This is a genomic window from Pseudomonas laurentiana (assembly GCF_014648275.1).
Lineage (GTDB): Bacteria > Pseudomonadota > Gammaproteobacteria > Pseudomonadales > Pseudomonadaceae > Aquipseudomonas > Aquipseudomonas laurentiana.
Genome location: NZ_BMQU01000002.1, coordinates 337363 through 351771 on the forward strand (window position 1 = coordinate 337363; position 14409 = coordinate 351771).

Annotated in this window: 12 protein-coding genes; 8 read left to right on the forward strand and 4 right to left on the reverse strand. The window is 61.0% G+C overall.

The features are described from left to right. Positions 1–85 precede the first annotated feature (85 nt). The 3 genes from galB to IE038_RS03415 are packed head-to-tail and all read left to right on the forward strand — an operon-like array spanning position 86 to position 2612. Positions 86–820: a 4-oxalmesaconate hydratase gene (galB, locus tag IE038_RS03405; protein WP_163939729.1), complete on the forward strand. Its 735-nt coding sequence runs from the start codon at positions 86–88 to the stop codon at positions 818–820. After that, positions 817–1533 carry a 4-carboxy-4-hydroxy-2-oxoadipate aldolase/oxaloacetate decarboxylase gene (locus IE038_RS03410; RefSeq protein ID WP_189395123.1) on the forward strand — a complete coding sequence of 239 codons (717 nt, stop codon included), beginning with the start codon at positions 817–819 and terminating at the stop codon, positions 1531–1533. The genes galB and IE038_RS03410 overlap by 4 nt, the downstream gene beginning before the upstream one ends. A gap of 2 nt (positions 1534–1535) precedes the next feature. After that, positions 1536–2612, forward strand: coding sequence for a 4-oxalomesaconate tautomerase (locus tag IE038_RS03415; RefSeq protein WP_189395124.1), 1077 nt, complete (start codon positions 1536–1538; stop codon positions 2610–2612). A 105-nt stretch (positions 2613–2717) separates the two neighbouring features. Here IE038_RS03415 and IE038_RS03420 read toward each other — a convergent pair whose 3' ends face one another. Together IE038_RS03420 and IE038_RS03425 are read right to left on the reverse strand one after the other, a co-directional pair. Beyond that, the gene (locus tag IE038_RS03420) at positions 2718–2996 is read right to left on the reverse strand and encodes a DUF3303 domain-containing protein (protein ID WP_163939731.1); all 279 of its coding nucleotides are present in this window, start codon (positions 2994–2996) and stop codon (positions 2718–2720) included. 213 nt (positions 2997–3209) lie between these two features. Beyond that, positions 3210–3665 (reverse strand): hypothetical protein, encoded by a 456-nt coding sequence (locus IE038_RS03425; RefSeq protein WP_163939733.1) that lies wholly within the window; start codon positions 3663–3665, stop codon positions 3210–3212. A gap of 246 nt (positions 3666–3911) precedes the next feature. Between IE038_RS03425 and IE038_RS03430 the strand changes: the two genes are divergently transcribed. From IE038_RS03430 to IE038_RS03445, 4 genes are all read left to right on the forward strand, one after another. After that, on the forward strand, positions 3912–4418 hold the full coding sequence (locus IE038_RS03430; protein WP_189395125.1) for a sigma-70 family RNA polymerase sigma factor: 507 nt from the start codon (positions 3912–3914) through the stop codon (positions 4416–4418). A gap of 65 nt (positions 4419–4483) precedes the next feature. Next, positions 4484–5485 (forward strand): FecR family protein, encoded by a 1002-nt coding sequence (locus IE038_RS03435; protein WP_229775602.1) that lies wholly within the window; start codon positions 4484–4486, stop codon positions 5483–5485. Positions 5486–5679: 194 nt separating this feature from the next. Next, a complete protein-coding gene (locus IE038_RS03440; RefSeq protein ID WP_189395126.1) occupies positions 5680–8484 on the forward strand; it encodes a TonB-dependent receptor plug domain-containing protein in 2805 nt (934 codons plus the stop codon). Continuing rightward, entirely contained in the window at positions 8481–9650 is a 1170-nt protein-coding gene (locus IE038_RS03445; RefSeq protein ID WP_229775603.1) for a cytochrome-c peroxidase, read from the forward strand. Before IE038_RS03440 ends, IE038_RS03445 begins: the two co-directional genes overlap by 4 nt. 32 nt (positions 9651–9682) lie before the next feature. Here IE038_RS03445 and IE038_RS03450 read toward each other — a convergent pair whose 3' ends face one another. After that, entirely contained in the window at positions 9683–10123 is a 441-nt protein-coding gene (locus tag IE038_RS03450; RefSeq protein ID WP_163938689.1) for a CopD family copper resistance protein, read from the reverse strand. Positions 10124–10133: 10 nt separating this feature from the next. Further along, a complete protein-coding gene (locus IE038_RS03455; RefSeq protein ID WP_189395127.1) occupies positions 10134–11321 on the reverse strand; it encodes an NnrS family protein in 1188 nt (395 codons plus the stop codon). Between the two features lie 187 nt (positions 11322–11508). Here IE038_RS03455 and IE038_RS03460 point away from each other — a divergent pair, with 187 nt between their 5' ends. After that, on the forward strand, positions 11509–14409 hold the full coding sequence (locus IE038_RS03460) for an HD domain-containing phosphohydrolase (RefSeq protein ID WP_189395128.1): 2901 nt from the start codon (positions 11509–11511) through the stop codon (positions 14407–14409).

The following is a 14409-nucleotide window of genomic DNA, read 5'->3' on the forward strand; positions in this document are numbered from 1 at the left end:
AAACGCATACCTCGAACAACTGAACGCATTATTCGCCTGTGGCGGTGAATGACATGCTTTTCAAAAAGCAGGAGGACACCTCGCCATGATCGATGTACAGAAAACCGCCCTGATCGTCAGCGCACATTCCGCCGATTTCGTCTGGCGCGCAGGCGGCGCCATCGCCCTGCATGCCGCACACGGCTATGCGGTGCATATCGTCTGCCTGTCGATGGGTGAACGCGGTGAGTCTGCCAAGCTGTGGCGCAAGGGCGACATGACCGAGGAGCGGGTCAAGGCCGTGCGCCGTGACGAAGCCCTGGCCGCAGCAGAGGTATTGGGTGCCAGCGTCGAGTTCTTCGACATTGGCGACTACCCGATGCGGGCCGACAACGACACGCTGTTCCGCCTGGCGGATGTGTTTCGTCGACTGCAACCCGCGTTTGTCCTCAGTCATTCGCTGAAAGACCCCTACAACTATGATCACCCCCTGGCCATGAACCTGACTCAGGAGGCCCGTATCATCGCCCAGGCCGAAGGCTACAACCCCGGCGAAAAAATCCTCGGGGCGCCGCCGGTCTACAGCTTCGAGCCGCACCAACCAGAGCAATGCGAGTGGCGCCCGGATGTGTTCCTCGACATCACGGAGGTGTGGGACAAGAAATACGCGGCGATCCAGTGCATGGCCGGCCAGGAACACCTCTGGGAGTACTACACCCGTGTGGCCTTGCAGCGGGGCGTACAGGCCAAACGCAATGTCGGCATCACCTCCAGCCGCAACATCGTCTACGCCGAAGGTTACCAGAGCCTCTTTCCGCGGGTTACGGAGCACCTGGCATGAGCACGCTGATCGGAAAAACCGGGATTGTCGTGCGCAATGCACCACGTGCCGACGCCACGTTGATCGACGAACTGGGACGCTTCGGCGTGGCCACGGTGCATGAAGCACAGGGGCGCAAGGGGCTGCTCGGCGCTTCGCTGCGGCCCATCCAGCAAGGGGTGTCGGTCAGCGGCTCGGCCGTCACGGTGCTGGTGGCACCGGGCGACAACTGGATGTTTCATGTCGCCGTCGAACAGTGCCGACCAGGCGATGTTCTGGTCGTGGCGCCCAGCTCACCCTGCACGGACGGCTATTTCGGCGACTTGCTGGCCACCTCGCTCAAGGCGCGTGGTGTACGCGCACTGGTGATCGATGCCGGCATCCGTGACAGCCACACACTGCGGCAGATGGGTTTCCCGGTCTGGTCCAGCGCCATCAACGCTCAGGGTACGGTGAAAGAAGTGCTGGGTTCGGTCAACCTGCCGCTCGTCTGCGCCGGCCAGTTGATCAACCCGGGGGATGTCCTGGTGGGCGACGACGATGGTGTCGTGGTCGTACGCCATAACGATGTGCATCAGGTCGTAGAGGCCACACGCAAACGCGCTGATCTGGAGGAGCAAAAGCGTGTCCGCCTGGCCAATGGCGAACTCGGCCTGGACCTCTACAACATGCGTCAGCGCTTGGCCGAAAAGGGCCTGCGCTACGTCGATAGCCTGGACGAACTGGAGGGCTGAGCATGAGCCAGGTACGTATACCTTGCCTGCTGATGCGCGGCGGCACCTCCAAGGGTGCCTACTTCCTGGCCAGCGACCTTCCCAGCCAGCCGACACAGCGCGATCGCCTGTTGCTTGCGGTCATGGGCTCACCGGACAAACGCCAGATCGATGGCATTGGCGGCAGCGACCCGCTCACCAGCAAGGTCGCCATCATCAAGCCGTCTGAGCGAGCCGATGCCGACGTTGACTACCTGTTTGCCCAGGTGCTGGTGGATGAACCCCGGGTGGATTACGGCCAGAACTGCGGCAACATCCTTGCGGGTGTCGGCCCGTTCGCCATCGAAAAGGGTCTGGTCGCGATTCACGCAGCCATCACACCGGTACGGATCTTCATGGAAAACACGGGGCAAATCGCGGTCGCGCAGGTGCCGACACCGAACGGTGCCATCTGCTACGCCGGCGACACCCGGATTGACGGCGTACCCGGTCAGGCCGCGCCCGTACTTATCGAGTTCTCGGATGTCGCCGGCTCCAGTTGCGGCGCCTTGCTGCCGACCGGCAATGCGTGTGATGTGTTCGACGGTGTCGAAGTGACCTGCATCGACAACGGCATGCCGGTGGTGCTGGTACGTGCCGCAGACCTGGGTTGCAGCGGCGAGGAAAGCCCAGAACAACTGGAGGCCAACACGACGCTGAAGGCCCGCCTTGAGTCGATCCGCCTGCACGCAGGGCCGCGCATGAACCTGGGTGACGTGAGCACGCGCAATGTGCCGAAAATGTGCCTGATCGCACCGGCGCAGTCGGGGGGCGCTATCAACACCCGCTCGTTCATCCCCCACCGCTGCCACAGCGCTATCGGCGTGTTCGGCGCCGTGAGTGCGGCCACCGCCTGCCTGATCGAAGGTTCTGTCGCACACTCGATCGCGCACATACCGGACGGCGAGGTAAAACGGATATCGGTGGAGCACCCAAGCGGCGAATTCAGCGTCGAAATCCGTCTGCACGACGGCCAGATCGCCGGCTGCGGCCTGATTCGTACCGCCAGGCTATTGTTCGAGGGAAGGGTCTGTGTACCGGAATCGCTGTCGCGGCAGTGAGCATGGACGATGGGGTTGCACGGTGGTGGCGGGCCAGCTGACAAAGGGAGCGCTTGGTTTCATACCCAACGGTGACTTTGCCAGCGGCATCGCGCCCATCACAGGCTATTTGGCGATCACTGCGGCGAGTAACGGCGCCGCCTGCTCATCGGTCAGTGCGGGGTGAATATCCATGGTCATGAGGTCGGTCCATTCGAGCGCCCATTTCTGCATGAGCGCGGCATCGTTGGCCTCCGCGATGCCGACACCGGTCATGCGTCCGATGGCATGCCAGCGTCCCAGCATGGTCACACCTGCGGGTGGCGCCCCTCCCGTCTTGAGAAACCGTTCGATTGCCGCGTTACGACGTTCCGACGAAATTGACCAACTGACAATGAATAACATCGGCCACCTCCTGCCAGGCATTGGCACCTGTTTCTTGGTCGCGTACCGAGTGTGCGTCACCACCCGGATGCGCTGCGGTTTGCACATTCAACCCTGAATGAACGGAAGCACTGCTCCCTTTTGAAGGCATAGCAGCCGCAAGTCCTTTGCGTACGACCACTGATCCTCTTTGCGCAGCCCCGCGCGCCAGTTCAAACCCGTAATGCTTCAGGTTCACGGCGTCACTTGGTAGCCGCGTTGCTGCATGCATGTGCTGTAGGCAGAGGATGTGCTTGTCTGGTCTGCAGTGCGCCGGTCTTGACGCCGCTCCTGACGCTGCCGTGATCCACCTACCGCCATCCCGGCTACTGCGGCATTCTTGGCCTGGTTCTGCCGGTAGTCTTGCTTGATGTCATCGTCTACCCGGTCATACACCTCGTCATGCTGACGCATACGCGCCCCGGCAACCGCCGCCCCCGCGACCGCGCCGGTAGCGGCACCACGGGCGCGGCCACCCGATTGCGTAGTGTTGGTGCTGCTGGTGCTGCCAGCCTGTGCCTGACAGGCGCTGATGTCCTGCTGGACAGTCTCCGGAGACTGGCCCTTGAGCGGTGTGACGGTCTCGGCCGTGGCGCCAAGAGAAAACAGCGAGAGGAGCACTGCGACATAGGGAACACGAGAAACATTCATGAGGACCCCACTGCTGATCAACATGGTTCGAGTCTTTAAGTCTAACCTCACGACTCACCCATGCTGGCCATGCCAGACACGCGGTGATGATCCGGGTACAACGGGATTCAGCCCACCACTGACAAGCCTGCCCAGCCACTGAATCAGCGAGTTAAATAAGTATTAATATCAATTGATAATACGTATCAATAGAATTAATATCGCCGCGCTTGCTGGTCGTCATCGTGTTTAACGAGCGTGGTCGTTGTGTCAGAACACCGTCAAAAACTTGAGCTCTACCTCTCACACCGCAAGGCGCTGGTGGAGTATGCGTCGCCGATCGTCGGCTGCCGGTCCAAGGCCGAAGACGTGGTTCAAGAGGCCTGGCTGCGTTTCAGTGACATCAATGCCGATCGAACACCTTTGGTTCAACCCGTGGGTTACCTCTACCGTATTGTGCGTAATCTCGCCATTGACCTGAACCGGCGCCTCACCCGGGAAAACCCTCACCCCGCCAGCGAGGACGAACTCGAAGGGTTGCCTTCCGAGAATCCTTCGCCAGAATGTGAAGCCCTCTACAACGATGAGTTGCAGCAGCTTCAAAATGCCCTGGCCCAGTTACCCGAACGATCTCGCCAGGCATTTGTCATGCACCGGTTGCACGGCATGACGTTCAAGGACATCGCACAACACCTGGGCATTTCCTTGAGCCTTGCCCATCAACTCGTTCGGGACGCCCTCACCTACTGCGCGGAGCAATTGAGTGATGACTGACAACACACCACCGGCACACCTGCATCCGAATGCAACAGGTGCCGCCCTCACGCGCTCCAATCCCCGTGCTTGAGCCGCGCACCGAAGCACCCGCAGTGGTGTGCGATCGCCCCAAGGATCCGGTCTGGGAAATGGCCCTGGACTGGCTGCTGCGCATGCAGGAACAACCCGGTGACCCGGTTCTGCACCGTCGGCTGCATACCTGGCTCGAGGCATCCCCAGCGCATCTGCGGGCCTATCGCAAAGCTGAGAAAGTCTGGCGGATGAGCGGGCAACTGATGAACAGCCCACTGCTCGACTGTTCCCTGCCTGCGCCGGCTAACCCGCCACGCGCGCGACGCCACTGGCTGCGCCGGAGGGTCGTCAGTAGCGCTGTGGCCGCCTGCGCAATGCTGCTGGTACTACCCGACTGGCAAGGCATCACGGCCGATTACAGCAGCCCTGTCGGCGAGCACCGCCAAGTCACCCTGGCCGATGGCAGCGTAGTGGAACTGGACAGCGGCAGCGCTATCGATGTCCAGTTCAGCGCTGATAAACGCCAGGTAACCTTGCTGCGCGGGCATGCGTTCTTCTCCGTCCAGCCCCAGCCTCAGCGCGTGTTTCAGGTAGCCGCCGAAGCAATAACCGTTACCGTCACAGGCACCGCCTTTGCGGTGGAACTGTCGCCCGATACCGTTGATGTGAGTGTGGCAAACGGCTCAGTCAACGTTGCCGACCAACGTCGCCACGACGCAACACTGGAACCGCTCAAACCCGGTCAGCGCATCAGCTTCTTGCGTCAGGGCGAGGGTGTTCAACGAGCGCCCATCCCGGTGGATCAGATTGCCGCCTGGCGCCAGTGGCAGCTAGTGGTGATCGACCAGCCCGTGAGTGACATCGTTGCGCGCTTGCGTGCATATCAACCCGGGCTGATCGTGCTCAACGACGACGCGCTGGGCAAACGCCGGATAACCGCTGCACTCGACTTGCGCTCGCCACAGCAAGCGCTACGAGCAGCCATTGCGCCGCTGGGTGGCCAGGTGAAGACCTTAAGCCCCTATGTATTAAGGGTGTCCGGCGCCGACTGAGCCGGCGCACTCCCCTACAGCTCCAGCGCAGCCTCCACTGACCTGCTATCCGCTATCCAGCAATCGCCGTTTCATCGATTCGGCGATTTTTTTGTTTATTTCTGGAAATTTCGAAAGACCGAGCGTCGTTAACCTGAATGCCACTGATAAGGATTCGCATTGGCGAGTCCGAATTTCACGTCACAGGTGCATGAATGTCTCGCTCGAAGCGTTTTGCCTACTCCGCGTCGCCGTCTCTCTTGCCAAGGTCCAGCCTGCTAACCCTGCTGATGGCGATGCCATGCCTGGCGCAGAGTGCGCCTACAGAAACCACTTCGCACCTGCTGGCGCCTTCGGCACAACGCGCCTACTCGTTCGACATACCTGCTGGCTCACTGAGCAACGCGCTCATGCTGTTTGCCCGGCAGTCCGGCGTACAAGTCAGTGTCGAGAGTGCATTGCTGCACGGGCTTTCCTCACGGCCTGTCCATGGTCAGATCGACCTGGAACACGCGCTGGAGCAACTGCTCGCCGGCAGTAACCTTGCCTGGCAACACAGCACCGACAACGCACTCTCTATCCACCGGCGCGAAGCGGTCGATGTGCTGCAGTTGGACAGCACCCGCGTCGATAGCCAGGCCGCTGAGTACCAGGCTGATCGGACCATCGACCGGCGGACCATCACATCACTGCCCAGCGGCAACGGTGACATCACCAGCCTGTTGCGAACCAACCCCAGCGTGCAGTTCGACGACGGCCAGCTCACGGGCAAGGCCCCCGGGGAGATCGGCCCGGCCAACGTCAGTATCAATGGAGCCCGTTACTGGCAGAACCTGTTTGTGGTCGATGGCATGAGCATAAACAACGATATCGATCCTGGTTCGACAACCAACAATTATGACCAGGTTGAGGGCCGCAGCCAGGGCCTGGCACTGGACACCGATCTACTGGAAGAGATCAAGGTGTATGACAGCAACGTGCCGGCTGCCTACGGCGGTTTCAATGGAGGGGTGATTGAGGCCAATACCCGTACCCCCAGCAAAGAACTGCATGGCAAAGTGTCGACCCAAATGAGCCGCTCATCCTGGACCCGCTATCACCTGGACAAGGACGATCCGGCCCTGGATGAGTTCGAGGCTGGATACGGTACTGGCAATCAACCTGAGTTCGACAAAGTCATCACCCGCGCCACGCTAGAAGGTCACCTGACCGACACGTTTGGCTTGATGGGCAGTTTTTCGCGCAAGGATTCCACCATTCCGACCCGTACCTTTGCCCTGAGCCACCATTCGGCGCAAGCCAACGAGGAGCACGAACAGACCCGCCGGATCGACAACTACTTCCTCAAATCGGTCTGGCAGATCAACGATGACTGGGGCCTGGACGTCAGCCTGACCCATGCGCCGGAAACCGCGCACACCTATGGCAACAATGCGTTGTATTCGGCCAGGGACACCACGGCCGGCGGCAACAGCATCGCCGCACGGTTGGTGTGGAACGCACCGCTGGCCAGGGTCGAACAGAACCTGAGCTGGAGCCAACTGGAAAACTCCCGCTCATCCGAGTCTGATTACCTCATCGCCTGGCGCTCTTCGACCACCAAGAACTGGAGCAACTCGACCACCGCCAGTGAAGGTGGCCTGGGAGACATCGAGCAGGAACAGAACAACCTGAGCTACAAGCTCAAGGCGGACTGGAACAGCTTCCGCACCTTTAGCCTTGAGCACACGTTGCAAACCGGCCTGGAGCTGTCACACAGCTCAACAGCCTACGACCGCTCATCGCCCTATACCAGCTACAGCGTCTCGGGGATGACCAAGACGTCTACCTGTGTTGGCGACGATCCGTTGTGCTCGATCGGCAAGACCGTCAACGGCTGGGACGGACAATATGCACGAACCAAAACCGTCACCCAAGGCAAAATAGACTTCGATACCCAGTCCTGGGCGCTGTTCCTTCAAGACGATATGCGCTGGGGACGCGTGAAGATCAGGCCTGGCGTACGTGTCGACGCCGATGACTACATGAACACCACCACGGTTGCCCCGCGCCTGGCGGTGGAACTGGACGTGTTTGGCGACGGCCAGACCCGAATCACCGGCGGTGCCAACCGCTATTACGGACGCAACCTCTCCGCCTATCGTCTGCGCGATGGGGTCGCCGCCCTGCAAAGCTACTACACCCGTGCCAGCCAGACCTCGGAATGGGTCTACACGTCCCGCGTGGCCAACGGCGCCAAATTCAACGAGCTGGATGTACCCTACGACGATGAGTTGACCCTGGGCCTGACACACATCCAATGGAACACCGAGTTCGCGCTGAAGTACGTCAACCGCAAAGGCCATGACCAGATTTCGCGGGCATGGGGCGCTCAGATCGGTCAGCCCAGTACCGACACCCACGTACTGGCCAGCAACTACTTCACCTATTACAACGGCGGTGAAAGCGAATCCGACATCTACACCTTGACCATCACCCCGCTGCGCGACTTCGCCTTATGGGGCACGCGCAGCAGCGGCCAGTTGGCGCTCGACTGGACCAAGGTGCAAAGCTCAGGCCTGTCCGATTACACCACCAGCATTGGCCTGCTGTATGTCGACGATCCGATCATTCAGTACCAGGGCACGTTCATGAACTATTCGGACCGTCCTGCGGAGAACTACAACCGGCCCTGGACCGTGCGCCTGACCACCCTCACGGAGATTCCCCAACTTAACCTCAACTGGGGCAACTTCCTGCGTTACCGCGATGGTTACCGGCGCATTGCCGGCACCGGTGAGACGGTCGCTTACAACGGCCAACAGGTGCGCGTCTGGGAAGAAACCGATTACGCCGCCGCACTGACCTGGGACACCCGACTGGCCTGGGAGCTGCCTACCGCCAAGGATCAGGCACTGTTCGTCAATCTGGATGTCAGCAACCTGCTGGACAAGGCCATCGTCAGCAACACGGACAGTGACGACATTGCCACTTACGAGGTGGGCCGCCAGTTCATGGTTGAAGTGGGGTACCGGTTTTGAATACGCCTGAATACGGTCACCCGTTCGAGCTGAAACGGCAGCTCACGTGCGCCTTTCTGACCACGGCCTGGCTCGTGACCTTGCCGATGACTGCCAGCCCAGCCGATGCCGCCGAACCCTGCGAAGCCCTGGCAGGAACGCTACCTGCCTACCAAGCCTGTATCGGTCAGCTGTACCGTAAACCCATCGCGCAATGGCCCGCACCGCAGATTGACCCTGATGTGGCCTGGGAAGAAATGGGCCCCTTGCCTGAACGGGCCCCCTCCCCACCGGAAAACCCCTACACACCAGCCAAAGCGGCCTTGGGTGAGCGTCTGTTCAACGACCCGAAACTGTCCCGCTCCGGCCAGATCGCCTGTGCCTCCTGCCATGAACCTGACGAGGCGTTCGCCGACGGACGCCGGGTATCGTTCGGCCACGACCGCCGAAGCGGTCGGCGCAACGCCCCCAGTGTGGTGATGAGCGGCTTTACCCACCAGCTGTTCTGGGACGGTCGCAGCGCCAGCCTTGAGGCCCAGGCACTACGCCCCGTCAACGACCACGTCGAGATGGCATTCACCACCGATGAACTGCTCTCACGCTTGAACGCTGATGCCGAATACCCCGGTCTCTTTGACCGGGCCTTTGCCAGTAAAGGCCCGGTCACGGCTGAGCGCATTGCTCAGGCACTCGCCACCTACCAGCGCACGCTGGTCACGGCCACCCGCAACACCGCGTTCGAACAATTCCTGCGCGGCCGCCCACAACGCATGAACGACGAGCAGCTGCATGGTCTGCACCTGTTCCGTACACAGGCACGCTGCATGAACTGCCATTTCGGCCCAAGCCTGAGTGATGACCAGTTCCACAACCTGGGGCTGACCTATTACGGCCGCACGTATCAAGACCTGGGGCGCTACGAAGTGACGGGCAATGTGGAGGATGTCGGTGCCTTTCGCACCCCGTCACTGCGCCTGCTAAGCAAGACCGCACCGTGGATGCACAATGGCCTGTTCGTCAACCTGGAGGGCACTATCGCCCTGTACAACACCGGCATGCCTCGCCCACAGCCTGCCGGGCAACAGAAAAACGATCCGCTCTTTCCCAAGACCAGTGAGCGCCTGAAGCCGTTGGGGCTGGACATGAACGAACGCCGGGCACTGATGCGCTTTCTCGAAACACTGTGAAACCGTCGGCTGCCCAGTCCTGCGGCCAGGCATCACCAGCTCAGCAGGAACATGGCCTTGGCGAGAAACAGAATGCCGAGCATGTGCAGCAACACACTAAGGTGAAGCCGCCGTGACCGTGATGCGGTCATGCGGCCAGTACGCATCAGGTACACCACGCAGATGAACTGAACGAGGATACTCACGGCCAGGCCGATTTTCAGCGCCATCATGGTGCCGAGGCTACTGGCCAGGGGGTTATGCAGCACCGCTCGATACTGCCAGGCCAAACCCAGGCCAGCACCGTAGAGCACGGGTATCACCCAGCGCATGACACTGCGCGCGCGGGTGCCCAGCACGTTGGACAGTTGCTCACGTGACGCTGGCGCCAACTGTCGGGCCGAGCGACTGAGGATCATCACCTCGAAGAAAACACCGCCAATGAAGAACGCTGCCGCCGTCAGGTGGACAAACTTCAACAACAGATAACTCATACCGTCTCCATCAGCCTGGATGGCCATCAGCGCGAGTGCGCCAGAGCATGGGCGCATAGCAGAAAAGATACTGGGCAAATGCCCCCGTCCAACAGGCTGCCGCGAGCCACAGTGCCAGCGGGTGCCAGAAGCCGACCGCCAATACGCGGAACAGGCCGCCCAGGTTGAGCAGCACAAATGCCCAGGCGAAACCGTGTGGCAGCACCAGCGGACGCCCGGTATGACCCAGCGAGACACGCGCCAGCATGGCCAGGATCAACCCGCCCAGGGCGCCGACCGTGACCCCGTGCAACGCCTGGCTTGCACTGCCGAGCAAGCCGAAGTGCCAAAGCGCCATGCCAATACAGGCCATTGCCAACCAGGCATACGCCACATGCAGTGACCACAACAACGGCACCTTCAGCATGCCGCGATCAAACCAGCGCACCAGGCGAGTACCGTGCCCCGTGGCCAAGGCGACAAAGACCAGCCCCAGCCAGGCATGCACCTGCAGCGCGATTCCCAACGCATACAGCATCGCCAGCGAAACCGTGACAATCAACAACGCCCAGTCCAGCCAGGCCCACGGCTGAACGGCAGCCGCACGCCCAAGCCCCCGTTGAGTAAAGAATGGGATCACCCGGCCCCCGATCAAACCCATCATGGCGGCGACCAGCCAGACTGCCGCCCAGACGCCTTGTCGCTGCAAACCGTCGTTTGCCTGCTGTAACCCGAGCTGCGTCAACAGGTCGGCGCCCATCAGCAGCACCAGGACCGCCACAATGGGGTAGTTACGGGTTTGCCGTACCGCCCAGAGGTGATGAGCCATGACCACGGCCACGCTGGCGAAGAACATCAGGTTGGCCGTCATCAGCACCAGTGGCGAACCCGTCCACCATGCCAGCCGTGCCGCCAACCAGACCACCACCAGCACACCGAGGGGCGTGCCAGACACGCCGGGACGCCCGGTCCACGTCTGTACCGCCGTCAGCAGAAAGCCGGCAATGATCGCTCCGGCGAAACCGAAGACCAGTTCATGTCGATGCCACGCCAGCCAACCGCCCAGAGGCTGCGCTGTAACGGCATAGCCCTGCAAGGCGAAGATCCATAGCGGAATCGCCAAGGCGGCCAACAGGCTGCCCAGCAGAAAAAAAGGCCGAAAGCCCAAGCGCAACACGGGCCACGTGCTCATGGCCTGGCGTTTATCGAGAATCTGCATGGTTTCTCCGGGAGACAGGCCACTCATCCACGTCAGTCTTGCAGTTCTATGCCCACGTCGCCATGACGAACATCAAGTATCAGGCCACTGCCCCCACCATCAGCCCCCTCGCTTTACCCGACCTGGCGGCAACCTTGAGCATCAGCGCCTATAGTCCATTCTCTTATCGCTGACAGGGAGGCGTGCGATGCCATCGCGTCGAATTCCACTTTACGTCCATATCGCCTATCTGTTCGTCGGCTTGCTGCTGACCTTTGCCATTGTCAGCAATGGCTATCAGTTCCTGCAGAACCGCGAACAGATGGTCAATGGCGCGAAAAAACACTTTGAACTGGTCCGCCAGCTCGCGCTTTCCGAACTGGACGCCCTCTATCGGCCAACGGTAAGCACGGTGTCATTGTTGGCCCATCAGCGCCTGATGCGGGCGCAGACGGTTGAAGCGCGGCTCGATAGCCTGCAGTTCCTGGTGGCAGCCCTGGATAGCCAGCCGGCCTTGACCTCACTGTACATGGGCTACGACACGGGCGACTTTTTCATGATCCGCCCCTGGCGCGATGAAGCTGCACTGATTCCCCTGTTCAACCCTCCCGCTGGCACACGATGGATCGTGCAGAGTATCCAGGTGATTGACGGCCAGACGGTAGGCGAGCATCTGTTTATTGGTGCGGACTTTCAGGTCATAGAGCGGCGAGCGCGGCCAGACTACCGCTACGATCCTCGTAGCCGCCCGTGGTTTGTCTCCGCCAAAGAGCGCGGTGGCCTGTACGTCACCGACCCCTACCTGTTTTTCTCCACAGGGCAACCCGGCGTGTCCTTCGCTCACCCGACCGAAAATGGCAGCGGCGTTGCCGGCGCAGACATCACCCTGAACTCACTGAACGCCCTGCTGCTGGCGCTTAAAGCCACCCCAGACAGCCGCATTGCCTTGCTCAATGCCAAGGATGAAGTGCTGAGCTGGCAAAAAGGCGCCCCGCAGATGATGGATGCCGGCGCGGGCAAACTACGGTTGCCACATCTGGACGAGTTGCAGGCGCCGATACTGCAGCGCCTGGTCAACACGCTGAACCAAGCCGCAGAGGACAGCCTGAGCTTTCAGACTGCGGGAGATGACTGGCAAGGCATCCGCATTGCCCTGCCCACCGTTGGCGGGCAAACCTTGACGCTGTTGATGGCATCGCCCTACCGCGAGTTGTTGGCGGACGCTATCGCACTGCGCAACCGCGGCATGCTGATTGCCTTGGTGTTGCTTGCCCTCGGTGTACTGATGGCCTTGGCCATGGCACGCCTGGCGTCCAGACCCTTGCAAGCCTTGACCGTCGAGGCGGCGAAGATCGAGCACTTCAACTTCGACGAGCCGATCGAAGTGGAGTCGCAGATTGCCGAGGTGGTCGACCTGTCCCGGGCCATGGGCAGCATGAAAAACACCATCCACCGCTTCCTTGAACTATCGATTGCCCTGTCCAGCGAGACCAATTTTCAACAGTTGCTGGCCCATCTAGTGCGTGAAATGCAGGAAATCACCAACGCCGAGGTCAGCCTGATCTACCTGGCAGATGCCGATGCCACTCGCCTGCAACTGGCGCGAGCCCACTGTCGTAGCGGCCTGCTCGACGTCGAGCCCGGCACTGATATCGACCTTGCCGTGGCCGAGGATCACCCGCTAGTGCGGGCCATGCATGAAGCCAGGCCCTGTTCACTGTCGACCGAAGTGCTGCAGCGCCACTTCCCCCAGTTCAGCGGCATCAACCCGCCCTCGTCGTTGTGGGTGCTGCCATTGAAAAACCGAGCGGGCCATCTGCTTGGCGCACTGGCATTGCTCGTCGACGAACAGCAACACCCACTCAGCCCGGAACTGATGGCCTTTGTCGAGGCACTGTCCACGACCTCGGCGGTGGCGCTGAACACCCAGCGTCTGGTCGATGAGCAGAAGGTTCTGCTGGAAGCGTTCATTCAGTTGATCGCCGGTGCGATCGATGCAAAGAGCCCCTACACCGGCGGGCACTGCCAGCGTGTGCCCGAGTTGACCAAGATGCTCGCACGCGCCGCCTGTGCCGAACGCAGCGGACCGTTCGCGGCATTCAACCTCAGCGAGGATGAATGGGAAGAACTGCACATTGCAGCCTGGTTGCACGACTGCGGCAAAGTCACGACACCTGAGTACGTGGTGGACAAAGCGACCAAACTGGAAACCCTGCATGATCGTATCCATGAAATACGCATGCGCTTTGAAGTGCTCAAGCGCGACGCTGAGCTGGCCTGCTGGAAGGCAATCGCTGCCGGTGGCGATACTGGGCCGCTGCAGACCGCACTGGACGAGCAGTTGCGTGAGCTGGACGAGGAATTCGCCTTCGTTGCCGAGTGCAATGAAGGCGGCGAGTTCATGGCGCCAGAGCGTGTCGAGCGGCTACAACGCATCGCCGCACGCACCTGGCGCCGTACCCTGTCCGATCGCATTGGCATTTCCCATGAGGAGAAAGCACGCAAGAACCTCACCCCGGAGCCAGCACTGCCCGTCGACGAGCCGCTGCTGGCCGACAAGCCCGAACACATCTTCCCGCGCGGGCCGCGCGAACAGATGCCTGCAGACAACCCCTGGGGGTTCAAGGTCAAGGTGCCCGAACACCTGTACAACCGTGGCGAACTCTACAACCTCAGCATTGGCCGAGGTACCCTCGTCGAGGAGGAGCGCTACAAGATCAACGAGCACATCATCCAGACCCTGATCATGCTGGATAAACTGCCGTTTCCACGGCACCTGCGACGGGTGCCGGAAATTGCTGGCGGCCATCACGAGAAAATGGACGGCACGGGCTACCCCAAGGGCCTGACACGCGACCAGATGAGCATACCCGCCAGGATGATGGCCATAGCCGATATCTTCGAGGCACTCACCGCCGTCGACCGTCCCTACAAACAGGGCAAGACCCTGTCCGAGGCGATCAGGATCATGGGCTTCATGCGCAAGGACCAGCACATCGATGCCGAGCTGTTCTCACTGTTCCTGCGCTCAGGTACCTATCGCACGTACGCCGAACGCTACATGCCCCCGGCGCTGATTGATGAGGTGGACATCGCCGCCTACCTGTAG

Coding starts and splice junctions, on each gene's coding strand:
- galB (WP_163939729.1), top strand. CDS start 86: ATGATCGATGTACAGAAAACCGCCCTGATCGTCAGCGCACATTCCGCC.
- IE038_RS03410 (WP_189395123.1), top strand. CDS start 817: ATGAGCACGCTGATCGGAAAAACCGGGATTGTCGTGCGCAATGCACCA.
- IE038_RS03415 (WP_189395124.1), top strand. CDS start 1,536: ATGAGCCAGGTACGTATACCTTGCCTGCTGATGCGCGGCGGCACCTCC.
- IE038_RS03420 (WP_163939731.1), bottom strand. CDS start 2,996: ATGTTATTCATTGTCAGTTGGTCAATTTCGTCGGAACGTCGTAACGCG.
- IE038_RS03425 (WP_163939733.1), bottom strand. CDS start 3,665: ATGAATGTTTCTCGTGTTCCCTATGTCGCAGTGCTCCTCTCGCTGTTT.
- IE038_RS03440 (WP_189395126.1), top strand. CDS start 5,680: ATGTCTCGCTCGAAGCGTTTTGCCTACTCCGCGTCGCCGTCTCTCTTG.
- IE038_RS03450 (WP_163938689.1), bottom strand. CDS start 10,123: ATGAGTTATCTGTTGTTGAAGTTTGTCCACCTGACGGCGGCAGCGTTC.
- IE038_RS03455 (WP_189395127.1), bottom strand. CDS start 11,321: ATGCAGATTCTCGATAAACGCCAGGCCATGAGCACGTGGCCCGTGTTG.
- IE038_RS03460 (WP_189395128.1), top strand. CDS start 11,509: ATGCCATCGCGTCGAATTCCACTTTACGTCCATATCGCCTATCTGTTC.